Annotated in this window: 27 protein-coding genes and 1 tRNA gene; 18 read left to right on the top strand and 10 right to left on the bottom strand. The window is 46.8% G+C overall.

The window, feature by feature from the left end; translation table 11 throughout:
• Positions 1-10 precede the first annotated feature (10 nt).
• From htpX to QUE61_RS09410, 9 genes are all read left to right on the top strand, one after another.
• The gene (gene htpX / locus QUE61_RS09450) at positions 11-871 is read left to right on the top strand and encodes a zinc metalloprotease HtpX (protein ID WP_286306967.1); all 861 of its coding nucleotides are present in this window, start codon (positions 11-13) and stop codon (positions 869-871) included.
• Positions 861-2,195 carry a 16S rRNA (cytosine(967)-C(5))-methyltransferase RsmB gene (rsmB, locus tag QUE61_RS09445; RefSeq protein ID WP_353506512.1) on the top strand — a complete coding sequence of 445 codons (1,335 nt, stop codon included), beginning with the start codon at positions 861-863 and terminating at the stop codon, positions 2,193-2,195. Before htpX ends, rsmB begins: the two co-directional genes overlap by 11 nt.
• Positions 2,192-2,779, top strand: coding sequence for a DUF4390 domain-containing protein (locus QUE61_RS09440; protein ID WP_286306966.1), 588 nt, complete (start codon positions 2,192-2,194; stop codon positions 2,777-2,779). Before rsmB ends, QUE61_RS09440 begins: the two co-directional genes overlap by 4 nt.
• Positions 2,779-5,058, top strand: coding sequence for a sensor histidine kinase (locus tag QUE61_RS09435; RefSeq protein WP_286306965.1), 2,280 nt, complete (start codon positions 2,779-2,781; stop codon positions 5,056-5,058). The genes QUE61_RS09440 and QUE61_RS09435 overlap by 1 nt, the downstream gene beginning before the upstream one ends.
• Positions 5,059-5,060: 2 nt before the next feature.
• Entirely contained in the window at positions 5,061-5,708 is a 648-nt protein-coding gene (locus QUE61_RS09430; RefSeq protein ID WP_286306964.1) for a response regulator, read from the top strand.
• Between the two features lie 25 nt (positions 5,709-5,733).
• Positions 5,734-5,809, top strand: a tRNA-Phe gene (locus QUE61_RS09425).
• Positions 5,810-5,922: 113 nt separating this feature from the next.
• Positions 5,923-6,411, top strand: a complete 489-nt coding sequence (locus tag QUE61_RS09420; protein ID WP_286225400.1) for a hypothetical protein — start codon at positions 5,923-5,925, stop codon at positions 6,409-6,411.
• A gap of 113 nt (positions 6,412-6,524) precedes the next feature.
• Positions 6,525-6,923 carry an MAPEG family protein gene (locus tag QUE61_RS09415; RefSeq protein WP_286306963.1) on the top strand — a complete coding sequence of 133 codons (399 nt, stop codon included), beginning with the start codon at positions 6,525-6,527 and terminating at the stop codon, positions 6,921-6,923.
• 114 nt (positions 6,924-7,037) lie between these two features.
• A complete protein-coding gene (locus QUE61_RS09410) occupies positions 7,038-7,892 on the top strand; it encodes a methyltransferase domain-containing protein (RefSeq protein ID WP_286306962.1) in 855 nt (284 codons plus the stop codon).
• A 123-nt stretch (positions 7,893-8,015) separates the two neighbouring features.
• On the opposite strand, the gene QUE61_RS09405 is transcribed toward QUE61_RS09410, so the two are convergent.
• Positions 8,016-8,336 carry a DMT family transporter gene (locus tag QUE61_RS09405; RefSeq protein WP_286306961.1) on the bottom strand — a complete coding sequence of 107 codons (321 nt, stop codon included), beginning with the start codon at positions 8,334-8,336 and terminating at the stop codon, positions 8,016-8,018.
• A 46-nt stretch (positions 8,337-8,382) separates the two neighbouring features.
• Here QUE61_RS09405 and QUE61_RS09400 point away from each other — a divergent pair, with 46 nt between their 5' ends.
• Both QUE61_RS09400 and QUE61_RS09395 read left to right on the top strand, forming a co-directional pair.
• Positions 8,383-9,348: an NAD-dependent epimerase/dehydratase family protein gene (locus QUE61_RS09400; RefSeq protein ID WP_286306960.1), complete on the top strand. Its 966-nt coding sequence runs from the start codon at positions 8,383-8,385 to the stop codon at positions 9,346-9,348.
• Positions 9,349-9,529: 181 nt separating this feature from the next.
• Positions 9,530-9,712 (top strand): hypothetical protein, encoded by a 183-nt coding sequence (locus tag QUE61_RS09395; protein WP_286306959.1) that lies wholly within the window; start codon positions 9,530-9,532, stop codon positions 9,710-9,712.
• Positions 9,713-9,785: 73 nt separating this feature from the next.
• Here the strand turns inward: QUE61_RS09395 and QUE61_RS09390 are convergent, their stop codons facing one another.
• A complete protein-coding gene (locus QUE61_RS09390; protein WP_286306958.1) occupies positions 9,786-10,613 on the bottom strand; it encodes a hypothetical protein in 828 nt (275 codons plus the stop codon).
• 74 nt (positions 10,614-10,687) lie between these two features.
• Here QUE61_RS09390 and can point away from each other — a divergent pair, with 74 nt between their 5' ends.
• Together can and QUE61_RS09380 are read left to right on the top strand one after the other, a co-directional pair.
• The gene (can, locus tag QUE61_RS09385) at positions 10,688-11,356 is read left to right on the top strand and encodes a carbonate dehydratase (RefSeq protein WP_286306957.1); all 669 of its coding nucleotides are present in this window, start codon (positions 10,688-10,690) and stop codon (positions 11,354-11,356) included.
• Positions 11,353-11,646: a DUF1330 domain-containing protein gene (locus QUE61_RS09380; protein ID WP_286306956.1), complete on the top strand. Its 294-nt coding sequence runs from the start codon at positions 11,353-11,355 to the stop codon at positions 11,644-11,646. The genes can and QUE61_RS09380 overlap by 4 nt, the downstream gene beginning before the upstream one ends.
• On the opposite strand, the gene QUE61_RS09375 is transcribed toward QUE61_RS09380, so the two are convergent.
• The 3 genes from QUE61_RS09375 to QUE61_RS09365 are packed head-to-tail and all read right to left on the bottom strand — an operon-like array spanning position 11,643 to position 13,677.
• Positions 11,643-12,371, bottom strand: a complete 729-nt coding sequence (locus QUE61_RS09375) for a pseudouridine synthase (RefSeq protein ID WP_286306955.1) — start codon at positions 12,369-12,371, stop codon at positions 11,643-11,645. The two genes, QUE61_RS09380 and QUE61_RS09375, sit on opposite strands and share 4 nt — an antisense overlap.
• Complete coding sequence (locus tag QUE61_RS09370; protein ID WP_286308353.1) at positions 12,371-13,267, bottom strand: aspartyl/asparaginyl beta-hydroxylase domain-containing protein; 897 nt, start codon at positions 13,265-13,267, stop codon at positions 12,371-12,373. Before QUE61_RS09370 ends, QUE61_RS09375 begins: the two co-directional genes overlap by 1 nt.
• Before the next feature lie 14 nt (positions 13,268-13,281).
• On the bottom strand, positions 13,282-13,677 hold the full coding sequence (locus QUE61_RS09365; protein WP_286306954.1) for a c-type cytochrome: 396 nt from the start codon (positions 13,675-13,677) through the stop codon (positions 13,282-13,284).
• Positions 13,678-13,737: 60 nt separating this feature from the next.
• Between QUE61_RS09365 and QUE61_RS09360 the strand changes: the two genes are divergently transcribed.
• Both QUE61_RS09360 and QUE61_RS09355 read left to right on the top strand, forming a co-directional pair.
• Positions 13,738-14,100, top strand: a complete 363-nt coding sequence (locus tag QUE61_RS09360; protein ID WP_286306953.1) for a hypothetical protein — start codon at positions 13,738-13,740, stop codon at positions 14,098-14,100.
• Positions 14,101-14,224: 124 nt separating this feature from the next.
• Positions 14,225-14,509 carry an HU family DNA-binding protein gene (locus QUE61_RS09355; protein WP_108509234.1) on the top strand — a complete coding sequence of 95 codons (285 nt, stop codon included), beginning with the start codon at positions 14,225-14,227 and terminating at the stop codon, positions 14,507-14,509.
• A gap of 51 nt (positions 14,510-14,560) precedes the next feature.
• On the opposite strand, the gene rodA is transcribed toward QUE61_RS09355, so the two are convergent.
• From rodA to QUE61_RS09330, 5 genes are read right to left on the bottom strand one after another with little or no spacing between them, the layout of a single operon-like run.
• Entirely contained in the window at positions 14,561-15,712 is a 1,152-nt protein-coding gene (rodA, locus tag QUE61_RS09350; RefSeq protein WP_286306952.1) for a rod shape-determining protein RodA, read from the bottom strand.
• Positions 15,694-17,604, bottom strand: coding sequence for a penicillin-binding protein 2 (gene mrdA / locus QUE61_RS09345; RefSeq protein ID WP_286306951.1), 1,911 nt, complete (start codon positions 17,602-17,604; stop codon positions 15,694-15,696). Before mrdA ends, rodA begins: the two co-directional genes overlap by 19 nt.
• 5 nt (positions 17,605-17,609) lie before the next feature.
• Positions 17,610-18,134, bottom strand: coding sequence for a rod shape-determining protein MreD (gene mreD / locus QUE61_RS09340; protein WP_286306950.1), 525 nt, complete (start codon positions 18,132-18,134; stop codon positions 17,610-17,612).
• Complete coding sequence (mreC, locus tag QUE61_RS09335) at positions 18,131-19,045, bottom strand: rod shape-determining protein MreC (RefSeq protein ID WP_286306949.1); 915 nt, start codon at positions 19,043-19,045, stop codon at positions 18,131-18,133. The genes mreD and mreC overlap by 4 nt, the downstream gene beginning before the upstream one ends.
• A gap of 23 nt (positions 19,046-19,068) precedes the next feature.
• Positions 19,069-20,112, bottom strand: a complete 1,044-nt coding sequence (locus tag QUE61_RS09330; protein WP_286306948.1) for a rod shape-determining protein — start codon at positions 20,110-20,112, stop codon at positions 19,069-19,071.
• A gap of 62 nt (positions 20,113-20,174) precedes the next feature.
• Here QUE61_RS09330 and gatC point away from each other — a divergent pair, with 62 nt between their 5' ends.
• Genes gatC through gatB form a run of 3 tightly spaced genes read left to right on the top strand, consistent with a single transcriptional unit; the run spans position 20,175 to position 23,448 of the window.
• Complete coding sequence (gatC, locus tag QUE61_RS09325; RefSeq protein WP_286306947.1) at positions 20,175-20,468, top strand: Asp-tRNA(Asn)/Glu-tRNA(Gln) amidotransferase subunit GatC; 294 nt, start codon at positions 20,175-20,177, stop codon at positions 20,466-20,468.
• The gene (gene gatA / locus QUE61_RS09320; protein ID WP_286306946.1) at positions 20,465-21,976 is read left to right on the top strand and encodes an Asp-tRNA(Asn)/Glu-tRNA(Gln) amidotransferase subunit GatA; all 1,512 of its coding nucleotides are present in this window, start codon (positions 20,465-20,467) and stop codon (positions 21,974-21,976) included. Before gatC ends, gatA begins: the two co-directional genes overlap by 4 nt.
• Complete coding sequence (gatB, locus tag QUE61_RS09315) at positions 21,973-23,448, top strand: Asp-tRNA(Asn)/Glu-tRNA(Gln) amidotransferase subunit GatB (RefSeq protein ID WP_286306945.1); 1,476 nt, start codon at positions 21,973-21,975, stop codon at positions 23,446-23,448. Before gatA ends, gatB begins: the two co-directional genes overlap by 4 nt.
• The last annotated feature ends 6 nt before the right edge of the window (positions 23,449-23,454 follow it).

The raw sequence follows: 23,454 nt of genomic DNA, 5'->3' as shown, positions 1-23,454 counted from the left end.
AGATAAGGCGATGTTTAATTTAGTCAAAACAGCGATCTTGATGGCCGCAATCACTGCTTTGTTTATCGTGATTGGCGGCATACTCGGTGGGCGAGAGGGCGTAGTGATGGCCCTACTCTTTGCCTTGGCCATGAACTTCTTTAGTTATTGGTATTCCGATCAATTGGTATTGCGCATGACTAATGCGCAAGAGGTTGATGAACATTCGGCGCCCCAGTTTTATGCCATGGTTCAAGAGTTGGCAGCACAAGCCGAACTACCAATGCCTAAAGTGTATTTAATTCACGAAGACTCGCCCAATGCATTTGCAACGGGCCGTAATCCTGAACATGCTGCGGTTGCTGCCACAACCGGCATCATGCGTATTTTGTCGAACCGCGAGTTGCGTGGGGTGATGGCCCATGAGTTGGCGCATGTAAAGCACCGCGATATTTTGATATCAACTATTGCTGCGACGATGGCGGGCGCTATTTCAGCGATTGCGAACATGGCGCTCTTGTTTGGAAATCGCCAATCGGATGGTCGTTCTGGCAATCCGATTGCTGGCCTACTAGTTGCTCTATTGGCTCCAATGGCTGCTGGATTAATTCAGATGAGCATCTCACGCGCCCGCGAGTACGAGGCCGATCGGGGCGGTGCGGAGATTGCCCAGGATCCAGAGGCACTTGCATCCGCTTTAGAAAAGATCCATCGCTATGCGAAGGGTATTCCATTTAATGCGGTAGAGCATCATCCGGAGACGGCACAAATGATGATCATGAATCCGCTGACCGCCTCTGGAATCTCGCAATTATTCTCAACCCATCCAGCAACAGAAGAGCGCGTCCATCGCCTGATGGAAATGGCACGAACGGGACGCTATCCTGCCTAAGATTCCCAATGATGATGGGGTTGCTAAGCGCAGCGCCCCCCTGGCCCAGCTAATACTTGCGACTAAAAAAGTCTTGATGCAGGTGGTGCACGAGGGGCGCTCTTTAACAACATTGTTCGACGTATTGAATGAAGCAGAGCGGCCTGCAATCCAAAGCCTGACCTATGCGACCTTGCGGGATTGGAATCATGCCCAAGCGCTTATTTCTAACTATGTGAGCAAAAAGCCCAGCAAGGAACTTGATGCGCTCCTGACGGTTGCAGCAATGCTGATCAAGAATCAGGGGGGCGCTCAAAACCAGTACACTGTTCCGACCATTGTGAACGAGGCAGTGAAGGCAGCGGGGATGTCGCCCAAGACAAAGCATGCCCAAGGACTCATTAACGCGGTATTGCGCAAAGTCGCCACTGCGACGCAAAACGCTAGCGCCCTAAAAAGTCGGTTTGGACTCCCGTATCCAGACTGGTGGCTAAGGCGAATTCAGGAAGCATATCCAGATCGGTGGGAGAGTATTTGTAGCCATCAACAAATGCCACCCCCGCTCACCTTGCGGGCCAATCAGATGATTAATACGCGCGCTGATTATGTCGCGAAGTTGGAAGGTTCGGGCATTACCTACCAAATCATTGCTGAGCTCGCTGGTGCCCCAATAGAGAGCGCGGTGATCATTGATACGCCGCTACCCGTTTCCCAGTTACCCGAGTTTATGAAAGGGGCCGTATCAGTTCAGGATGCGGGAGCTCAGCTTGCCCCAGTCCTATTGAGCCCACAGAAAGGCGAACGGCTGTTAGATGCGTGTGCTGCACCCGGAGGAAAGACCGCGCACCTTTTGGAGACAATTCTTGCCGAGCCAGCAGAATTCATTGCGCTTGAGATCGATCCAGAGCGCGCGAAGAAAATTGTGAATACGCTTACCCGGCTTCGGCTTCTCAATGATCAAGTGCACGTAATCACAGGCGACGCTAGTCGACGGGATTGGTGGGATGGCAATTTATTTGACAAGATCCTGTTGGATGTTCCTTGTTCTGCGTCTGGAATTGTGCGTCGTCATCCTGATATTGTCTTTTTACGAAGATCGGAGGATATAGAGCGCTTGGCGGAGACCCAACGGACTATTCTCGAGAATGCCTGGATGATGCTAAAAAATGGCGGCACATTACTGTATTTAACCTGCTCTATTTTTCCTGAAGAGGGTGAAGAGCAAATCACCCGGTTTGTGAAAGACCATTCAAATGCTTTACGATTAGAAGCGCCGGGCCAGCTGCTGCCAAGCGAGTATCACGACGGATTTTTTTATGGCTTATTAAAAAAGCATCAACCATGACCACCTTCTTACGACATTCTCTGTGGGGACTGGCTTGCCTGATTGCGGTGTGCCTGACCGGCCCTGCCCAAGCACAAGTCATCAAGGTGAAGCAGGCAGAGTTAGAAAAGGTTGAAAGCGCCTGGCTATTAAACGCCAATTTTGGAATTGAACTACCGCCTGGCTTAGAAAACGCCCTAAAAAAAGGAGTAACGTTCCACTTTCTGGTTCAGTTCGAGTTGACCCGCAGTCGTTGGTATTGGTTTGATGAAAAAGCGGTTAATGTTCAGCGTCAAGTACGCCTTTCGCATCAACCACTCATTAATCAATATCGCATCAACGCGGGAGGACTCGCATTAAACGCGAACTCATTGGTGGAGGCATTGCGGATCGCTGGCACGATTGGTGGGTGGAGCGTCATTGAGGCCACCGCGATCGATGCGGATAAACAATATGAGGCTGCGTTAAGAATGACCTTGGACCTTGGAAAGTTACCAAAACCTTTTCAGGTGGATGCACTTAATAGCCGAGACTGGTCCTTAAGCGGTGAGTGGTTGCGCTTTCCGTTTAACGCATCGATGAGCTCTGTAACGGGGCGCAAATAATGAGCTCTATATTTACCCTGAGCAATAAAGACTTTATTAAGCGCAGAGCCCTACCGTTAGTCACATTATTAAGCGGCCTGATTGCGTTGATTTTGCTGCTTCTTTTATCTACTGCCACATCCAATACCGAGTTCTTTGATCAATACTTCATTTGGTTGTATGCCGCCAATATTGTGGTGGGTATCTTGCTCTTGCTCACTATCATTATTTTGGCGGTGGTTATTGGCATTCGTTGGCGCAAGGGTCGATTTGGCACGCGCTTAATTGCAAAGCTCGCTATGATTTTTGCCTTGGTTGGGGTGGTGCCAGGACTTATTTTGTATAGCGTATCGTGGCAGTTTGTCTCAAAAAGTATTGAGACCTGGTTTGACGTCAAGGTGGAGTCTGCCCTGAACTCCGGCTTGGAATTAGGCCGTGTGACCTTGCGCATTGCCCAAGAAGAAATCCTGGCAGAAGGAAAGTTTATTGCAGAACAGGTGGTCCAGGTCCCGCCGGGTACGAGCTCAGAACAGGTTGGGGGCATGGTTGCCAAGATACGTAATCAGTTTGGGATACAAGAGGTGAGCTTATTTAATATGCAGCGCACCTTGATTCTCAGTACCGAATCTAGACCCCAACAATTTTTCCCAGCGCCCAGTGCTGAGGTCGTGGCCGAGGCCTTTCAGAAAAACGGCATCACCTTTCTCGATGAGATTGAGCTTACGAAGGGCCAGCCCGGGTACCGTGTACGTGCAATTGTCCCGATTGTTCGCCAAAAAGCCGTTCCAAGTAAGACCGGTTCCTCTAGATATGTTGATGATAAGTACTTCTTACAGCTGGTCCGATTCATTCCCGAGCCATTGGCTAAAAATATTTATGCAGTGGAGTCTGCGTATAGCGAATACCAAGAGAAGGCCCTTGGGCGCATTGGGCTGCGCAAGATGTATATCGGCACGCTCACCCTAACACTCTTTTTTGCTCTATTTGTTGCGGTGACCTTGGCGCTTCTCTTGGGTCGCCAATTGGCGCAACCATTATTGATGCTCTTGCGCGGCACCCAGGCCGTGGCACAGGGCGATTTAAGCCCTAAGCCCGAACTTGATACAGGCGATGAGTTGGGTATGCTGACCCGTCAATTTAATGTGATGACCAAGCAGCTCTCCGATGCGCGCGATTCGCTTCAGGAATCGAAATCCTTTTTGGAGACCGTGCTGGGTAATTTAACGGCTGGCGTTTGCATTTTTGATAACAACTTTAATTTGGCATCAAGCAACCCCGGAGCGGCAAAAATATTAGGACGAGACCTCTTACCAATCACAGGTAAGGCCCTTGGTACGGTTGCCGAGCTTGCGGAATTCGATAGCGCTGTCCGTGAAGGCTTTGCCACTCAAAATTTAATTACTTCAGCTAAAACGGAGGGGGCCAATAAAGCTGAGTTAGTGTGGCAAAAGCAAATCCAAGTCAATCCTGTTAATGAATATGAAAGTGATCTTGGCTCAACCCTATTTGTTCGGGGAACCCAACTTTCCCCCAGCCTAAAGATGATAGTGTTTGATGACATTAGTGACGTCATTGCGGCGCAGCGTTCGATCGCATGGAGTGAGGTGGCCAGGAGATTGGCGCATGAGATTAAGAATCCGCTAACACCTATTCAGCTATCAGCAGAACGCCTGCAGCAAAAACTGGTTGGTAAATTAAGCCCCGATCAGGATGAGATGATCGAGCGCAGCACCAATACCATTATTGGTCAGGTGCAAGCTATGAAGCAAATGGTCAATGAGTTCCGAGATTTTGCTAAGACCCCTAGCCCAACCCTGGGAAGTCTTGATTTAAATGGTTTGATTCAAGAGGTGATGGGTTTGTATGAGGGCAGCAATATTGGGGTTCGCTTGGATTCTAGGTGCCCGCGGGTCATGGGCGATCCAACCCAATTGCGGCAAGTGATTCATAATCTTTTGCAAAATGCTCAAGACGCTAGTTTAGAAACCAATCGGCCTCAACAACTCATCGAGATCACAACAGAGCTTGTACAAATTCAAGATGCCGATCAAAATAGATCCGCGGTGCGTATGACAATTACCGATAGCGGACCTGGTTTTCAGGCTAAGATATTGGCACGAGCATTTGAGCCTTATATAACAACCAAGTTAAAGGGAACCGGATTGGGATTGGCGGTCGTGAAAAAAATTATTGATGATCATGGTGCAAAAATCGAGATCCGTAATCGCAAACAAGGAGATGACGTATTGGGTGCCCAAGTATCCATTTTGTTTGTAAAGCTTGCTAGAGAGGCGGCCTAGCAATGGCAAGCATATTGGTGGTTGATGATGAGATGGGAATCCGTGAGCTCTTACACGAGATCTTGACGGAAGAAGGTCACACGGTTTATCCAGCAGAGAGCGCCAATCAGGCGAGAGCGGTGCGAGAGCAAATGGAGCCCGATTTGGTGCTTCTCGATATTTGGATGCCAGACACTGACGGTATCACTTTATTAAAAGAGTGGGCTCGAGATAATTTGCTAACGATGCCAGTGGTCATGATGTCTGGCCATGCAACCATTGATACGGCAGTTGAAGCAACTCGCATTGGTGCTCTTAATTTTCTGGAAAAGCCAATTGCACTCCAGAAGCTCTTAAAGACAGTCAGCAAAGCCCTTGAGCGCGCCCCCCTGAAAAAGCCAGATGAACTAGAGCCTCAAGTTCAATCGAAGTCAATTGATTTGCCGAAAACTGCAAATCAGGACGAATATATTGGTGGAATTGCAAAAAGCTACTACACCCTGCCACTGCGTGAGTCACGTGATCTCTTCGAAAAAGCCTATTTTGAATACCAAATGGTGGTCACGGGCGGTAGCATGACTCGTATCTCAGAGTTCACTGGACTGGAGCGAACCCATCTTTATCGCAAACTAAAAGCACTCGGCATTGATGTCACTAAAAAGCAAGAGTAATTGATCCTATATAATCTCAACTCTTGGCCTGGTAGCTCAGTCGGTAGAGCAGAGGACTGAAAATCCTTGTGTCGGTGGTTCGATTCCGCCCCGGGCCACCAAAATGCATCAAAACCACCTTCGGGTGGTTTTTTCTTTTTACACAGCAAACAAGAGCTTCATCATTATTTAATGGTGTAATAAGCGACAAGAATTACATATTGGGGAGCTCGTAATGAGAGAAATTTCAATTGATGATTTATCTTCCTTTGGTTTGTTGATCGGATTTATCGTAGTCTTTTTCATACTAATCGTGTATCACGGACTATGTTTGTGGGGTGCTCAATCTATATATCACCGGCACGCTAAAACACTGATTGCCAAAAATCAATACTTCAGAATGGAAATTTTTTTCTTCATGGGCCTATCCGCCCTTGCCTTAATTCATTTAAGTGAAATTGGAATACTTTCTATATTGGGACTAAAGCATGGAGTAGCAACCAGTATTGATCATGCAATTTTTGTGATTGGTAGTATTTACACGACTATTGGGGCAGAGGGGGCCGTTTCAAATTTACCAAGCCGATATCGCATTCTTGCTGTGGTTCTCTCTATGAGCAGTCTTTTTTGTTTTGCTTGGAGCACGGCCGTAATGATGGATATGATGCGAACTTATCGCAATATAAGAGCGGTTAACCAAAGCCCTGAATCTAGTTCTAATTAGTTCAGAGAAGTCATAGGATTTTTAATACTGACCTATCAAAATATTAACCATATGCCACTCTTCTAGATCTTTTGGGGTTACGTTAACGTCTTTAGCTTATCTAGGATCTCAACATGCTACTAGTAACCTCCATCATTGCTGCTACTCTGACAATTATTTTTATTAAGCTATCTTTCAATGTGATTAGTTTGCGCAGAAAGAATAAGGTTGCCTTGGGAAGCGGTGGCAATGAGGACCTAGAGAGGGCAATTCGTGCGCAGGGCAATTTTGCCGAGTATGTCCCTTTCGGAATTATTCTGATTGCCTGTTTGGAATTAAACGGAGCACCGCGGTGGTTAGTTCTTGTGCCAGGAATTTTTCTGATTATTGGACGTTTAATTCACGCTAAAGGTATCAATACTCCGCCTCCAGATTTCAGTTTGCGTGTGCTCGGCATGAAATTTACATTCAATACATTAATTGCCCTAGTGGTCTTGAATTTATGTTGGACCCTCTATCAATTGATGATTTAGGCGCTCTGTTTTAAATAAACACTATTGACTAGCTCAACCTAAAAACTAGAGGGTTATTGTCTCTGGGTAAATGGCCTCCCCATACAATGCTCAAAAATAACCTTTAGGACATTTATGCGTTTTTTGGCCATCATCGCATTCACTATTTCACTGTTAACTGGTTGCGCGTTACATAACTATGGAGACGACCAGTTTCAGTTAACGATGGCTGCCCATGGAAAAGACATTATGTGGGTGCCCACCAAGGTCGATACGGCGACACAGATGCTCGCACTGGCGCAAGTAAAGTCCGGGGATACAGTCTATGACCTTGGCTCGGGGGATGGTGTGATTCCGATACAAGCCGCCAAGCGCTATGGTGTTCGGGCTATTGGAATTGAATACAACCCGGATTTGGTTGCACTATCAAAGCGCAATGCAATTCGTGAGAATGTGCAAAATTTAGTGACCTTTAAGCAAGGCGATATCTTTGTTGAGGACTTTTCGTCGGCGACGGTCTTAACATTATTTTTGGGTGAGAGCCTTAATCTAAAACTGATGCCAACGATTTTAAAGATGAAGCCTGGAACCCGAGTGGTTTCAAATACATTTCGAATGGAATCCTGGATTCCTGATCAAGAGGTATCGGTTAGATCAAGCGAGACCACGATTGGCACATTAAATGAAACGATTTATTTATGGATCGTGCCAGCAAGCATCGATGGCATATGGGAATTTACTGGTTTACCGAGCTTAGACAAATCGACCATTCGGTTTGTTCAGAAAAAACAGTTTTTTGATGGAACGATTAATTCGTTAGGTAAGGGATCTTTAGCATTTGAGGACGGCCGAATTCGGGGAGATGCGATTCAATTTGATTTTGAGGGTAATGGAAAAAAATATTCGTTTAGAGGTCAGATCAGCGGAACTCAAATAAGGGGCTTGCTTAACGAAGATCCCAAATTGATGGTTGCCGGTAAACGTCTTTGATAAACTCTTGGCAGTGAATCGCCGGGTCATGTATTTATTAACTAGCATTTCTATCGATGTGAGATGGGGCCTAATAGACAAAAGAATTAATAACTGAGCCTGACACCTACAACGCACTTACCGTTAGCCCATTTTTAGCAGGATCACGCCCAGCAGAATGAGTGCAACACCAATCCAACGAATCGGAATATTAGGGTCACCAAAAACCAAGACCCCTAGGGTAAACGTACCTACTGCGCCAATCGACGTCCAAACGGCATAGGCCGTTCCAATCGGAATCTCCTTTAAAGAGTACCAAAGCAGGACCCCACTAAGCGCCATACTAATCACAGCAATGCCAATGCCCCAAATTTTCATATTGGGGAAGTCGGCAAGCTTTAATCTTAAGGGCCAGCCTATTTCGCAGACGCCAGCGAGAAGAAGCGAGATCCAGTAAATACTCATGAGTAATTAATCTTCTATGTGAATAAACTACGCTAGCATAGCAAAGATGAAAATATTGATCACTGGCGCCACGGGATTTATTGGGCGGCATTTAGTAAGTGGCCTATTGGAGGAGGGTTACTCGATCAGTGGCACCGCCAGATCTGAGGCCGATGCGCAATTTTTAAATCAGCGTGGGGTCAACACGACCCAAATCGATCTTCTATTGACGAATGATTTGCAATCCTTAGTTCGTGGTCACGACTGCCTGATTCATTGTGCGGCCCATGTTGGGCTGTGGGGCCCCAAATCACTCTATGAGAATCTGAATATTCAGTTAACGAAACGACTGCTTCAGGCCGCAACTCAAGAGAGCGTTGGAAAATTTATTTACATGAGTTGTGCAAATGTGGTTCTCAATGATTCTGTGCCGATCGAAGATGCAACTGAAGAAATGCCAATTTGCTATCAAGATTCATTGCGTTACGCTCACTCAAAGGCGCAGGCTGAACAATTAGTAATGTCGAGCGCATCAGAGTGTTTTACTACCATCGCATTGCGACCCGCCTTGGTTTGGGGTAATGGAGACATCATCGATCGCCAAATCGGACCTGCCGCAGATCGTGGACAGTTTGGTTGGTTTGGTCATGGTCGCTATCCTTATTCCACCTGCTATATCGGAAATTTATGCCAAGCCGTCTTGCAAGTGCTCACAGCAAATGTTGCTAGCGGAGCGTTTTTTATTCGGGACGAAGAACAACTGAATCTGCGCGAATTTCTGAGCGCACGACTTCAGGCCAGTGGCTATGCAGTGCCAACCCTATCGATCCCACTATCGCTTGCTTGGCCTTTAGCGCGATTTACAGAAAATGGCTGGAATTATTTGCCACTCAAAGGAGATCCTCCGCTTGTGCGTGAAGCGGTGCGTACTATGGGCTATCCACTCACCCTCTCCGTCGCTAAGGCAAAGAATGCGTTTGACTACCGTGCCCCATATTCGGTGGTTGAGGGCTTGGGGGCAATTCAGAGGTAGACCAATAAATCACTCAATATTTCGTAATACGAAATGGTGTGCTGAAAAATGAAACAAGCTCTCTTAAAAACCCATATAGAAGTAATGCTAATACTATAAGTAATTGATTTATATAGATTTATTTTGAAATATCCTGTGCTACATTGATTCCATCAAATTACTTTTTTCTTTTGGAGGATCTATGAATAGCAAGCTTGTTGACGAAGCGCCATACCACCCAGGTTATGAGGATGCGTCCTTTGAGCGGGTTGAGAACCCATTAATGACGGAATTAGCTCAATATCGCAAAATGAATGAGCGCTATATTGAAACTGCTAAGAAAATCGTTGAGTTTTTAGGTGCTGGCAGTAAGGCCGCAGCTTGAGACGTCGCTCCCCGATTAATAAAAAACCACCTTCGGGTGGTTTTTTATTGTTAACTCCATCCAACACCATGTCTCAAAACCGAAAGGATATCTTTCCATAGATAGACCAATCATAGGCCTGAAAGGTTTCCACCACCTGTTTGCTGGCGCCCACCGCAAACAAAAGATGTTTGTTTAGAGAATGAGTCACCATGGCATCTAAGGGTACAAACCAACCACCACCCGCGGTGTTATACAGAATCCCGTTTTCATCCCAAAAACGAATTTGTGTGCTAGGGGAGAGTTGTAATCCAATCGTGGGATACAGTTGAAGCGTGCGCAATAGCGGCGACTGCGATGGATTAACCGCAAACGAATTATTTTTGCTATCAAACCCGTACATGTAACGAACTAAAGGTGAAAAGTCAGATAGCAAGGACTTACTTGAGGACTGAGGAACAAACGACGCACTTACTTGTGGGCCAATCGCCCATTGACCGTTATTGCCAAATGGAAAAATAATACGACCACCTAGGTTTAGATTCCACTTGGGGAAAAAATCAGGAGGCATACCCCAAACAGTAAGCATCGTGTTGCCCGCACTAAATTGGCCGCTGCTTTGCCCCGGGGCTTCAGGCCCCCAAGTGGAGTTATAGGCAGTATCAATCCGAATCATGCCTTTCCAGTGATTGATCGATAGTGGTTGATAGAATCGAAGACGATAAATGTCGCTAAGGGTGCTATCACCATATCCATTTTGATAGACCCATAACTCCAAAATCGACTCCTTGCTGTAATTAAAGGAATCCGTTTTCAGTCTTAAGAGATTATCTGGCTCTCCTGCGGTATCGCCATCTTGAGCAAAGCCGTATTGAGTGAACAGTACAAAAAATCCACAGAATAGGGTTCTAAAAATTCTCATGACTTCATTGGCGTATGTATGAAGGAGTAACAAGATCTTGTATATTAGACTCCATAGCCACCAAAGGTATAAAAATGGGTATTAATAATTCAAAACCCGATCTTGAGCGACTCTTTGAGCAAAACCGGCAGTGGATCGAGTCGGTGACGAGTGCTGACCCAGATTATTTTTCAAGATTAGTTGATCAGCAAAATCCCGAGTATCTGTGGATTGGATGTTCGGATTCACGTGTTCCTGCCAACCAAATCGTCGGGCTCAAGCCTGGTGAGGTATTTGTTCATCGCAACATCGCCAATATCGTCGTTCATACTGACTTCAATGCCCTATCGGTGATTCAATTTGCGATTGATCGTTTAAAAGTTAAGCATATTATTGTGGTGGGGCATTATGGTTGTTCAGGAATTGCTGCCGCGCTGAATAATACCCGTATTGGAATCGCGGATAACTGGATTCGACACATTAAAGATGTGCACGATAAGCATCATCATGAGCTTTGTGCTATCAAAGAAGAGAATGCTCGATTAGATCGGCTTTGTGAGCTCAATGTATTAGAGCAGGTCATCAATATTGGACAAACCAATATCGTGCAAGATGCTTGGGCGAAGGGGCAAACCATTTCAATTCATGGTTGTATCTATCGACTGCATGACGGCTTGCTCAAAGATCTTCATACCAGCATCTCTAATCCCCAAGAGCTACATGATCGATATCATGCACAGTTAATGAGCCAAGGGTCGTCATGAGCGTTCATGTCATCGGAATATTTAAAATACAGAGCCCGCGAGATTTTGATGACTATCGTGCTCAGGTTGGCGCAACCATTGAGCTCTATGGAGGCAAGGTAATACGCAGGGGGGTTTGCGAGAATCCTTTTTGGAACCAGCTATACGCCGCGCCGTTTGATACCTTTGTTGAACTCAGTTTTTCAAGTCTAGAAGACGCAAAGCGTTGGGCCAATAGCCCCGAATACTCAGCATTACTTCCAGTGCGCGAGCGAGCGATGCAATTGACACTCTTTCCGGTATTGGTCTAAAAACGCTCTTCTTTGCCTAAGATACGCCACTGCCCACTTGGCAGTGATCCTAGGGTTATCTGACCAATGCGGATTCGTTTTAGACCAATAACATTGAGCTCAACGAGCTCACACATTCGACGAATTTGTCGTTTGCGTCCCTCTCGCAACACAAAACGGAGTTGATCTTCGTTTTGCCAGCCCACTTTAGCTGGCTTTAGTGCTTTGCCATCTAGCGATAGTCCGTGCTGCAAAGAGCGCAAACCCGCGTCTGACAATTTACCGCTGACACGAACCAGATACTCCTTTTCGATCGGACTATCTTCTCCGATTAACAACTTTGCGATCCGTCCATCTTGGGTAAGCACTAATAGACCCGAGGAATCAATATCAAGACGTCCGGCAGGGGCGAGGCCTTTAAAGATGGAGCGTTCAGTTCGCTGGGGCGCGCTCGCATATTGATTTTCGGGGACGATGAGAGACGCTGCTGGCTTATATTGTCCCTCATCATCTAAATGCGAAATATAGCCTACTGGCTTATTCAGCAAAATGGTGAGGCGTTGTTCTTGCTGACGCTTGGCCCCTGATCGTAACTCAATCGTTTGGTGCCGATAGGCCCGCGTACCTAATTCTTGAACAATCTCGCCATCAAGGGTTACCAAACCCTGTTCAATATAAGCATCTGCTTCCCGTCTCGAACATAAACCACGCTCGGATAGTAGTTTGGAGACCCGAATTTTTTCCATCACCAAAATATCAACCAAACTAGGCCAATAATTAACACCCACTTGCCAATGTAATAGATCTTGCGGTGTGAAGCCTTTAGCTTTTTCGTCTGCATGCGCAGTCGATAAAAATAAGTAAAGAGGATATTTACAAAACCGAGTGATTCACCCTCAACGTTTTGTGAGGCCGCAGCACTCATTACTTGTAAACCAAACCAGCGATTGAAGCCTCGCATCATTTTGGTGTGGAGTGGCCTCTCAATATCGCAAAACAAGACAATCCGTTGATGGTCGGTATTATTGGCTGCAAAGTGGATGTAGGTTTCATCAAATACAACTGCCTCGCCATCCTTCCAATAGTAGGGTTCACCATCGACATCGATAAAACAGTATGGGCTGTTCGGAGTCACGAGCCCCAAATGGTAGCGTAATGACCCAGCATAAGGATCGCGATGGCGAACCAATTTTGCTCCGGGAGGCAGCGAGGCAAACATGGCAGCCTTGATGCTTGGGATCGATTTAAGTAGCGCAACTGTTTGGGGGCAGGCCGCTTCGGCTGACGGCAGATCTTTGCCGTACCAGTATAAATAAAAGCGTTTCCAGCCAGTACGAAAAAAAGAATTAAAGCCAATATCGTTATAGCCAGTTGCTTGACGAATTTGCCCGCTATCTTGAAGAGCCAAGGCTTCATCCCGGATGATCTGCCAGCGATCTTTTAAGGGCTGTAGCTCTGGGAATGCATTAACAGGTAGGTAGGGGCTACGACCTACTTTAGAAAACAAATAAATCAAGGTATTAATGGGCGCTAATAACACCACATAATCAGTAAGGGAGCGTAGTAAGCCAAAGCGAACCTTGCCCCGAAAATAAATAAACAGGGCTGATCCTAAAAAAACCAGAAAAATACTATGACGAATCTCCATTCCGATCCCTACTTACGAAGCTGCGCCAGACGTCGTTGGATCTCTGCGTCAATTTTCTTCAACATAGCATCATCTGGATTTTTCCAACTGGCACCCGATTGATTGGCCATATAGACAACCGATGCCGCAAAATCGCTGACACTCAAATCGGGTTTCCCCCCCTTTGCGGGCATGCCACGAACTCCAACGTAGCCATGGGCCGTAATTTGGACCTGCCCTTCCTTAATGAGCGCCCCCCATTTGGCTTTATCACCCAGCTTTGGAGCTCCGGCCACTCCGGGGGTATGACAACTGGCGCAAACCTGCTGATAGGTCGACTCACCCGAGTTGGCCAATGAGGTACCTGAAAATAGAAGCAAGGCGTAGGCACTAAATAAATAAGAAGCTGTAATGGGGCGCATCATAAACTCATCCTCTTTAGTCAATTGAATCCAGTAAGATAGCTTTTTAATTCAGTCACTTATATGGCACGTTTTTTTCGATCACTTCTTATTTTAGTTCTGATTGGCGGCGTTTTAACTGCCGGCTATACCTATCTAATGCTTCATTGGAGCTATGCGGAGGGTGAGCGAGCTGGATATGTTCAAAAGTTTTCCAAGCGGGGCTGGATTTGTAAAACCTGGGAAGGTGAGCTAGCGATGGTCTCGATGCCAGGAACGATGTCTGAAAAGTTCTTCTTTTCGGTGCGTGATGATGCCGTTGTCAATAAGATTAACGCCAATATGGGGCGTAAAGTTGCATTGCAGTATGAGCAGCACGTTGGTTTACCGACAAATTGCTTTGCAGAAACTCAGTATTTTGTCGTTGACTTGGTCGTTTTGGATTAGTCATATCCTAAAAGGCTCTGCGGCCAATTTTTTTCAAAAGATTATTTATTTTTATAACATTTTGTGTTTACAATTGCGTCAGCGCATATGCGCAACATAATGAACAATCAACAAGGAGCTTCACTTGAATAAAGCAGACTTAATCGCAGCAATTGCTGACGATGCCGAGATTTCTAAAGCAAAAGCAGAGTACGCACTAAATTCTGCTATTGAGCACATCATCAAAGCAGTAACCAAGGGTGACTCAGTGCAATTAATTGGTTTTGGAACATTTGCCTCTGGCAAGCGTGCTGCCCGCATGGGTCGCAATCCAAAAACTGGTGAGCCTCTCAAAATTGCCGCTTCCAAGACTGTTAAGTTTTCTGCTGGTAAGGCATTTAAAGACGCTGTTAATAAGCGTAAAAAGTAATCGAGAGCGATCTCTTATAAACCCAGCTTCGGCTGGGTTTTTTATTGCCACCTAGCTTTGTACGAGTCGTCGGTGGCGATGGATACTCATTAAGATACCAGCCCCAAACCCAAGCGTAACAAGGGCTGTGCCGCCATAGCTAAGGAGTGGGAGCGGTACGCCAACCACCGGTAAGAGCCCAGTGACCATGCCGATATTGACAAAGGCATAGGTGAAAAAGATCATGCTAATGGCACCTCCCAAGAGGCGCGTAAATAAAGTAGGCGCATTGACTGAGATCGCCAGACCACGCTTAATCAGTGCAAAAAAGAGCAGGATCAAAAGAATATTGCCAAGAAATCCAAACTCTTCAGCAAAAACAGCAAAAACAAAGTCAGTATGTTTTTCAGGAATAAACTCCAAATGGGACTGAGTTCCTTCGCGCCAGCCTTTCCCAAAAAACCCACCGGAGCCAACCGCAATGACTGCCTGAATGGTATGAAAGCCTTTTCCAAGTGGATCACTAGATGGGTCTAGCAATGTACAAACTCTATTTTTTTGATACTCCCGAATGAATGGCCAAGTGACGTCGGGAGTACAAATGCTGCTACTAAATATAATCAGCAAAAGAGTCGCAATTCCGCCAATTACTACAACAGGAATGATCCAGCGCCAAGGTAAGCCTGCCAAAATAATGACGTAGAGGCCAGAGGCAAGCACCAATAGAGAGGTTCCTAAATCAGGCTGACGAGCAATCAAAAATACCGGTAAAGCTAGCAATAGCGCTGCCACCAGATAATCAAATCCTGAGCGAATCCCCTCGCGTTTTTGGAAATACCAGGCGAGCATGAGTGGTACCGCGATCTTCATAATCTCGGATGGCTGAATCACAATACCGACATTAATCCAGCGTCTAGCCCCCTTTTTGATTAATCCAAAAATAGCAACGGCGATTAGTAGGGCAATACCAATGCCGTATATCCAAACCGCAGCCATCTCCAGCCATTTGGGCGGAATCTGTGAAACAAGCCACATAATCACAAAGGCAATCAGAAGGTTGCGAACCTGATCGAGAATCGCTACCGTCGTTCCTTGGCCAGCCGATAAAAACACAAAGAAGCTAATCAAGGCAAGGGCTAAGAAGATAAAGCCCAGGCGAGAATCGAAGCCACTAAACGCTCGTAAAAGTAATGGTTTGAGACGAACTAAGGTACTCTTTTCCATTCCGGAATCTCCTTAGGCCATTTGCCATCAATATAGTAATCAAGCGCTTTACGAGCAATCGGTGCAGCATGCTGGGCACCAAAACCTGCATTTTCAACAATCATCGCAATTGCAATTTTTGGCTTGTCATTGGGCGCATACGCCACAAATAGAGCATGGTCACGTAAGAACTCAGGCGTTGAGGAATGATTATATGTTTTTGCATTCAAGCTAAATACTTGAGCCGTGCCTGTTTTGCCTCCTACGCTATATGGCGTATTCCGAAATGAAGATGCTGATGTTCCCGATCGATTTACCTCCACCATCGCTTTTTTAATCACTTCAACATTCTCTGGCTTGAGATTAATGCGATAACTTTCCTTAGGGGTCGTGAGTTCTTTTTGGCGCGTGAATGGATCTTCAATTGCTTTTGCAATGTGAGGCTTCATGACCACACCATAATTGAGTACATTTGCAAGCCCATGTGCTAATTGCAAAATGGTGAATGCGTTATAGCCTTGACCAATTCCGAGTGAGATCGTTTCGCCTTCGAACCACTTTTGTTGTTCGGGTTTTTTAAATGCTGTCTTTTTCCATTCCGTAGACGGTAGCACCCCTTTTGCTTCACCTTCGAGATCAATGCCTGTGAGCTGACCAAAGCCCAAGGGTTTCATAAAATCGTGCATCATGTTGACGCCCATGTCGCGCGCTAACAAGTAGTAGTAGGTATCGCAAGACTCCACAATGGATTTCTCCATATTAACCATTCCATGCCCGCCAACTTTATCGTCACGGAACGTGTTATTACCAAAGGTAAAAAAACCTGGATCAGCAATCGCATCTTCAGCCTTACGTTTGTTGAGCTCAAGTGCGGCTAATGCCATAAAAGGTTTATAGGTTGATGCGGGGGGATAAATTCCTTTCAGGGGCCGGTTATAGAGCGGCTTTTCCTTTGACTCGTTTAGCTCTTTCCAAGTAACTGGATCAATGCCTTCCACAAAGTCATTGGGATTGAAGTTTGGTTTCGATACAAAAGCCAGAACATCACCAGTCTCAGGTTCAATGGCGACAAAAGCGCCGCGATATTTACCATAGAGCTGTTCAACCAGAGCTTGCAACTTAATGTCAATTGAGAGAATGACATTTTTACCAGGGATGGATGGCCTACTGGATAGAGTGCGCACAGGCTTGCCGCCCGCGGTAATTTCGACCTCGTCGTAGCCCGGAACACCACGCAAGACCCTCTCATACGTTTGTTCAATGCCAATCTTCCCGACGTATTGAATACCAGGCAAGAATGCACCTTGAAGCGCATAAGGGTCTTGACTGCCTTTCGTGGTCTCAAGTTCGTTTTGCATCCGCTCCTTATCTTTTTGTGAGACGCGCCCAATGTAGCCAATTAGATGCGAGGCTAATTCGTTATAGGGATATTCACGAAAATTGCGCGCACTGACATCGACGCCAGGAAAGCGATAGCGATTTGCTAGAAACCGAGCCATCTCTGCCTCAGTCAGCATGGAGCGCAGCGGAAAGGTGCCCATGTTGCGAGAATCTTCCAAGGCGCGCTTAAAGTTACGACGATCTCTGGGGCCAATCTGAATAATTTCAGAGAGCTGATTAATCAGGTCATCGACGTTGCCTTTAATTTGAGAGGCGTCAACCTCTAGTGTCAGTGCTGAATAATTACGCCCAATCACAATGCCATTACGATCAATCAGCAATCCTCGATTGGCGGGGACTGGGACAATGGCAATTCGATTGCTCTCAGCAAGGGTTGAATATTGCTGGTGGCTAACAATTTGTAACCAAAATAAGCGGACAACGAGAAACCCAAAACAGATACCTACAAAGATCATTGCGATCCGCGCTCGCTCCTGAAACGAATAGAGATCGGGTTTTTTAATTGAGGACATGCTGCTTACAGGGGTCGATGGGGGTCGACATCAATGGGTCGTCGCTGTGGCAAGAGCAAAAGATAACTGGCAAGTGGCCAAAGCAGGGCCTCAATGGCTGCTTGGATAAGGCTCGTTAGACCCCACCAATAGATTTGCTCATTTAGAGCCCAAAGCACAATGACTGGAAAAATTGAAACTAAGGCAAAGATAGGAAATACGTTTAGGATTTGGGTGGTCACGGGCAAAGCAGTAATGCGGTGATGCCAGGCAATTGCAATGTACGCCACCAGTGAGTAACTAAAGGCATGAACTCCGAGCAAGGCCCCGCCATGAATATCCATTACTAACCCAAATACAAATGCTGTGATTACACCAACAAAGCGATGCTGATGGATGTTCCAAAACACAATGCAAATAATGAGCCAGTCTGGAACCCAGGCATGATTGCCCCAGGGTAAAAAATTCAATAACAGGGCGACGGATAGGCTAAAGTAAATAAAAGGTAGCTTGACCGGGCGAAGAATGTAGCCGCTTTGGTAATCAATCATGGCTGCCCCTTGGGTCGCGTTTGTCGTCGACCGGTCGATGATGGCGTACTACTATTTGAGGCTGGCTTGGCGTCGAACTGCGGGTCGTAGATTAAGGCAAGCGCCTGGAGATGACGATTGACTTCGGCAATCGGACTGCAAAAGACATTCGCGGAGTTTTGATCGAGATTGCGCTCGATTTTGATAATCACAGCCACCGCAAACCCTGGGGGATATACACCATCAACCCCTGAAGTTAGGAGAATGTCGCCAACCTCAAGATCACTGGCCACTGGTAAGTAACGCAGTTGCAATAACTGACCACGTCCGCTGCCGACCACTGCCGCGCGAAGTCCATTGCGTGCGACAAGGACTGGAACTGCAAAATCACGATCTTCCAATAAAGATACTTCGGCTGAATTGTCATACAGGCGAACCACTTGACCGAGAATGCCCATGTCATTGGCAATTGGTGAACCTAATCGTAGGCCTTGGTTTTCACCCCGATTAATCACAACGCGTTGGGAGATGGGGTTTGGTGGATTAAATAAAATTTCCACAGGAACCGTTTTAAACGTCACCTTTTTTTGCAAATCCAAGAGACTACGAAGATTTTGATTCTCAACCGCGAGGAGCGCAGATTGATTGGCTAGCAGCGAGAGTTCTGCTTGTCTTAATTTGAGAGCCTCATTTTCCTTTTCAAGCGTGCTGCGACTGGTTAAATAGTCACTACCCCCTGAAATCATCGAGCCAGGTAGAAGCATCAGCTGCTCAAACGGTCGCAGAACGATATTGACTTGGTTGCGAATAAAGTCCAGCGACTTGATCTGAAAATCAATAATCATGAGTGCCAGAGCAATCACAAGGCACGCAATTAACTTGGCAAGCGCAGGAATGCCTTGCTTGAAAAGTGGTGGGGCGCTATAGTGCACGGCCCGCTCCGGCGTTTAGCCGCCTATTCTTGTGAGAACACTCCACCTAATTTATCCATGCGCTCTAATGCAATGCCGCAACCACGTGCAACACAGGTCAGGGGATCTTCTGCGACATGGATTGGCAAGCCAGTTTCTTCCATTAAGAGGCGATCGAGGTCACGCAGTAAGGCGCCACCACCAGTTAGCATAATGCCGCGTTCCGCAATGTCGGCAGCAAGCTCAGGCGGAGTTTGCTCAAGGGCTGCTTTTACCGCAGTCACAATTTGATTAAGTGGATCAGTTAATGCTTCTAGGATTTCATTGCTGGTCACAGTAAAGCTTCGGGGAATCCCCTCCGAGATATTGCGCCCCTTGATTTCTAGTTCTTTGACTTCAGTGCCTGGGAAAGCAGAACCAATCGCTTTTTTAACTGCTTCAGCCGTTTGTTCACCAATGAGCATGCCGTAGTTCCGTCGGATGTAATTCGTAATTGCTTCATCGAACTTGTCTCCTCCAACCCGAACCGAACCTTTGTAAACAACACCACCTAAGGACATCACACCCACTTCAGTCGTTCCGCCACCAATGTCAACCACCATGGATCCCGCAGCTTCCGAAACTGGGAGCCCCGCACCAATGGCAGCCGCCATTGGCTCTTCAATGAGAAATACTTGAGAGGCACCCGCACCTAAGGCAGATTCACGAATCGCACGACGCTCAACTTGTGTCGAGCCGCAAGGCACACAGATAATGATTCGAGGGCTAGGTTTTAATAGTTTGCTCTCATGAACCATTTTGATAAATTGCTTGAGCATTTGCTCGGTGATGGTGAAATCTGCAATCACACCATCTTTCATGGGACGAATTGCTTCGATGTTTCCTGGCACTCGTCCTAACATGCTCTTTGCTTCGCGACCAACCGCCAAAATGGTTTTTTTGGCATTCGGGCCGCCCTCTTGGCGGATTGCAACAACCGAGGGCTCATCGAGCACAATACCCTTATCGCGCATGTAAATTAAGGTGTTTGCGGTACCTAGATCAATGGCTAGGTCATTGGAAAAATAGCTACGAAAGAGACCAAACATAATGTAAGTGGGAAAATAGAAATGTTAATTAGCTCAAAGATGAAATGATACTCTAGCACCCCATGGATATAAATGAAGTTCACCGTATAGCGAAGCTCTCTCGCTTGCAATTAAGCGCCTCAGAGGCCGAGGCGGTATTGCCACAATTAGAGGCCGTTTTTGCTCTCGTCGAACAAATGCAAGCGGTCAATACTGAGCAGATTGAGCCTTTGCCCCACCCCATTTTGTTTATAGAAGATTTGGCTCAGCCTTTGAGGCCCGACGCATGCATCGAGGCAAATACGCGGGAACAGAATATGGCGAACGCACCCGCGCAAGCCAAGGGTTACTTTTTGGTCCCGAGGGTGATCGAATGAATTGGCAGCACCAAACCCTGCAAAGTTTATCTAAGTCATTGATTAATAAAGAAATATCAAGCTTAGAGTTATGTGAGTTCTTTCTTGAGCGGATCACAAAATACCAGCATCTAAATGCCTACCTCGATGTTTTGCCAGACCAGACGCGAGAGCAGGCTAGACGCGCCGATCAGCTGATATCACAAGGGCTTGCGGGACCCTTAACCGGAATTCCGATTGCCCATAAGGATGTCTTTGTGACCAAAGAGTGGGCCACGACGGCGGCTTCCAAAATGTTGGCGGGCTATAAAAGCCCCTTTGATGCAGCCGTGGTAGCAAGTTTGGGCTTGCCAGATGCCGATAATCCAAAGGCTGCAGGTATGGTGTGTCTGGGCAAAACCAATATGGATGAGTTTGCAATGGGCTCCTCCAATGAGAACTCTGCATTTGGGGCTGCCCTCAACCCATGGAATAACGGGCGGGTCTCGGGCGGATCCTCTGGCGGTTCAGCAGTTGCCGTTGCCGCTGGATTGGCGCCAATCGCTACTGGGACCGATACCGGTGGATCGATTCGGCAACCAGCTGCTTTTTGTGGTCTGACTGGAATTAAGCCAACTTACGGTCGTGTTTCGCGATACGGCATGATTGCTTACGCCTCCTCATTGGATCAGGCAGGCCCCATTGGAAAAACCGCCGAGGATTGCGCTCTATTACTAAGTGCCATGTCGAAGCACGATCCCCGTGATTCAACATCCCTGGCTGATAGCGGCGAAGACTACGGACGTTTTCTGAATCAAGCTTGGTCGGGTGAAGATCCTAAAAAACCTCTATTGGGGTTACGCATTGGTTTGCCCAAAGAATTTTTTGCCGAGGGTCTGTCGCACGATGTAGCGCAAGCGGTGCTAGCTGCGAAAGAGGTGCTTCAGTCTTTGGGGGCTGTTGTTTGCGAAGTGAGTTTGCCTAAAACTAAGCTTTCGATCCCGGTGTATTACGTTTTAGCTCCTGCTGAAGCATCGAGCAACTTGAGTCGTTACGACGGGGTGCGTTATGGCCATCGTGCGAGCGAGTACTCTGATTTATTGGAGATGTATCAACGCTCCCGCAGTGAAGGTTTTGGTGAGGAGGTGAAGCGGCGCATTTTGATTGGAAGTTATGTCTTATCGCACGGCTACTACGATGCTTATTATCTGCAAGCCCAGAAAATTCGTCGCATTATTGCTGCAGATTTTGCGCAAGCTTTCACTCAGTGCGACGTGATTTTGGGACCTGTAGCTCCGGATGTCGCTTGGGGCCTGGGTGAAAAGAGCAAAGACCCCTTGCAGATGTACTTAGAAGACATTTATACCTTGTCAGCGAATTTGGCGGGTTTGCCAGCAATGAGCGCGCCTTGTGGATTCTCGGGCGATGGATTACCGATTGGAATGCAATTGATCGGAAATTATTTCTCTGAGGCTCGCCTATTGCAAGTGGCGCACCAGTATCAGCAAGTCAGCGACTGGCATCTGCGCAGACCCGAAGGGATAGCATGATGAAGTGGGAAATTGTCATTGGTCTCGAGACCCATACGCAATTACTAACGCAGTCCAAGATATTTAGTGGGGCGAGTACGCAATTTGGTGCTGCCCCAAACACACAAGCCTGCGCCGTTGATTTAGCGCTGCCGGGAGTATTGCCCGTTCTTAATCGACAAGCAGTTGAGCACGCGATTCGTTTTGGTTTGGCAATTGGTGCCCAGATTTCTCCGCGCAGTATTTTTGCCCGTAAAAATTATTTTTACCCCGATCTGCCTAAGGGCTATCAAATTAGTCAATACGAGATACCAGTGGTCGTCGGTGGACAAATTGAAATCGTTGTCGATGGTCAGACAAAGGTGATTGAGTTAACGCGAGCCCACTTAGAGGAAGATGCTGGCAAATCCGTTCATGAGAACTTTTCTGGCCCTCATGGCGAACCAGCTAGCGGGATTGATTTAAATCGAGCCGGCACTCCTCTTTTAGAAATTGTCACTGAGCCCGTAATGCGCAGTGCTGCTGAGGCGGTTGCTTATGCCAAAGCCCTTCATGCGTTAGTAGTGTGGTTAGGGGTATGCGATGGCAATATGCAAGAAGGCTCTTTTCGCTGCGATGCCAATGTATCGGTGCGGCCCAAGGGACAGAGTGAATTCGGGACGCGTTGCGAGATTAAGAATTTAAATTCTTTCCGATTCTTAGAAGAGGCAATTCAGTATGAAGTGCGACGCCAAATTGAACTAATTGAAGATGGCGGTACGGTTATTCAGGAAACGCGCTTATACGACCCCGATCTTCAAGAAACGCGCAGTATGCGCAGCAAAGAAGACGCACAAGATTATCGGTATTTTCCAGACCCTGATTTATTGCCACTCGTTATTCATGCGGATTGGATTGAAGAAATTCGCGCTGGTATGCCAGCATTGCCAGCGACGTTACGCGCGCAGTGGCAATCTGAATATGGACTAAGCCCTTACGATAGTCAGATCCTCAGTCAGGACCGTGCCACAGCTGATTTATTGATGGAGCTGGTCCGCCGTTTGGGCGCGAAACACGCCAAGACGATTGCAAACTTCATTACTGGCGATTTGGCCTCGGCTTTAAATCGCTCGAATTTATCCGCTCATGAATTACCAATTGAAATTGCTCAGATTGAGGCGCTACTTAATCGTTCTCTAGACGGAACGATTTCCAACAAGATTGCAAAAGAGATATTCATCTCAATTTGGGAGGATGCGCTCGCCAACAAACCGGCCATCCCAATTGATGAAATGATTGAGCAACGCGGATTAAAGCAAATTACCGACATTGGCGCCCTAGAAGCCCTCGTTGATGGGGTGTTACAGGCCAATTCAAAATCCGTTGAAGAGTTTAAGTCTGGCAAAGAGAAAGCCTTTAACGCCTTAATTGGGCAGGCGATGAAAGCCTCGCAAGGTAAAGCAAATCCTCAGCAGCTCAATGAGATATTGCGCAAGAAATTACAAAGTGGATAGGAAACG

It is taken from the genome of Polynucleobacter sp. HIN5, from assembly GCF_030297555.1.
Lineage (GTDB): Bacteria > Pseudomonadota > Gammaproteobacteria > Burkholderiales > Burkholderiaceae > Polynucleobacter.
This window is presented reverse-complemented; position numbering and strand designations above follow the sequence as displayed.

Excerpts from the sequence above, each read along its gene's own strand:
- mrdA (WP_286306951.1), bottom strand. The coding sequence starts at position 17,604 with ATGTCCTCAATTAAAAAACCCGATCTCTATTCGTTTCAGGAGCGAGCG.
- QUE61_RS09360 (WP_286306953.1), top strand. The coding sequence starts at position 13,738 with ATGGCACGTTTTTTTCGATCACTTCTTATTTTAGTTCTGATTGGCGGC.
- QUE61_RS09400 (WP_286306960.1), top strand. The coding sequence starts at position 8,383 with ATGAAAATATTGATCACTGGCGCCACGGGATTTATTGGGCGGCATTTA.
- htpX (WP_286306967.1), top strand. The coding sequence starts at position 11 with ATGTTTAATTTAGTCAAAACAGCGATCTTGATGGCCGCAATCACTGCT.
- QUE61_RS09440 (WP_286306966.1), top strand. The coding sequence starts at position 2,192 with ATGACCACCTTCTTACGACATTCTCTGTGGGGACTGGCTTGCCTGATT.
- gatA (WP_286306946.1), top strand. The coding sequence starts at position 20,465 with ATGAATTGGCAGCACCAAACCCTGCAAAGTTTATCTAAGTCATTGATT.
- QUE61_RS09395 (WP_286306959.1), top strand. The coding sequence starts at position 9,530 with ATGAATAGCAAGCTTGTTGACGAAGCGCCATACCACCCAGGTTATGAG.
- mreD (WP_286306950.1), bottom strand. The coding sequence starts at position 18,134 with ATGATTGATTACCAAAGCGGCTACATTCTTCGCCCGGTCAAGCTACCT.
- QUE61_RS09405 (WP_286306961.1), bottom strand. The coding sequence starts at position 8,336 with ATGAGTATTTACTGGATCTCGCTTCTTCTCGCTGGCGTCTGCGAAATA.
- gatC (WP_286306947.1), top strand. The coding sequence starts at position 20,175 with ATGGATATAAATGAAGTTCACCGTATAGCGAAGCTCTCTCGCTTGCAA.
- QUE61_RS09390 (WP_286306958.1), bottom strand. The coding sequence starts at position 10,613 with ATGAGAATTTTTAGAACCCTATTCTGTGGATTTTTTGTACTGTTCACT.
- QUE61_RS09365 (WP_286306954.1), bottom strand. The coding sequence starts at position 13,677 with ATGATGCGCCCCATTACAGCTTCTTATTTATTTAGTGCCTACGCCTTG.
- QUE61_RS09380 (WP_286306956.1), top strand. The coding sequence starts at position 11,353 with ATGAGCGTTCATGTCATCGGAATATTTAAAATACAGAGCCCGCGAGAT.
- rodA (WP_286306952.1), bottom strand. The coding sequence starts at position 15,712 with ATGGAAAAGAGTACCTTAGTTCGTCTCAAACCATTACTTTTACGAGCG.
- QUE61_RS09435 (WP_286306965.1), top strand. The coding sequence starts at position 2,779 with ATGAGCTCTATATTTACCCTGAGCAATAAAGACTTTATTAAGCGCAGA.
- QUE61_RS09415 (WP_286306963.1), top strand. The coding sequence starts at position 6,525 with ATGCTACTAGTAACCTCCATCATTGCTGCTACTCTGACAATTATTTTT.
- QUE61_RS09430 (WP_286306964.1), top strand. The coding sequence starts at position 5,061 with ATGGCAAGCATATTGGTGGTTGATGATGAGATGGGAATCCGTGAGCTC.
- can (WP_286306957.1), top strand. The coding sequence starts at position 10,688 with ATGGGTATTAATAATTCAAAACCCGATCTTGAGCGACTCTTTGAGCAA.
- QUE61_RS09420 (WP_286225400.1), top strand. The coding sequence starts at position 5,923 with ATGAGAGAAATTTCAATTGATGATTTATCTTCCTTTGGTTTGTTGATC.
- QUE61_RS09410 (WP_286306962.1), top strand. The coding sequence starts at position 7,038 with ATGCGTTTTTTGGCCATCATCGCATTCACTATTTCACTGTTAACTGGT.
- gatB (WP_286306945.1), top strand. The coding sequence starts at position 21,973 with ATGATGAAGTGGGAAATTGTCATTGGTCTCGAGACCCATACGCAATTA.
- QUE61_RS09330 (WP_286306948.1), bottom strand. The coding sequence starts at position 20,112 with ATGTTTGGTCTCTTTCGTAGCTATTTTTCCAATGACCTAGCCATTGAT.
- QUE61_RS09375 (WP_286306955.1), bottom strand. The coding sequence starts at position 12,371 with ATGGAAAAAATTCGGGTCTCCAAACTACTATCCGAGCGTGGTTTATGT.